Consider the following 260-nt stretch of genomic DNA (forward strand, 5'->3'; position numbering starts at 1 on the left):
TCATCACCGTCGAGGCATCAGGCGAGGTGGTGACACGCGACACATCTGGCGTCTCCGGGCCACATCAGGGTTTCGCGCCGCTCTGGCTGTTTGGCCATGAAACCCCGTTGACCACGGTCGGCAGCGGCATTCGCGAACTCGCGGCCTCGGTCGGCGAGGGGACTGATATCGAAAGATTGCACCGGCTGATGGCGGTGATCGGCGAGCGCGTCGCCTATACGCCGGGCACCACCAATGCGGCGACGCCGGCCGAGGACGCG

At 66.5% G+C, this 260-nt stretch carries 1 pseudogene; it reads left to right on the plus strand.

Annotated elements, in window-relative coordinates:
- A pseudogene (locus AC0L2O_RS36975) lies at positions 1-260 on the plus strand (transglutaminase family protein); the annotation flags it as partial.

The organism is Bradyrhizobium sp. Kon10, assembly GCF_055807395.1.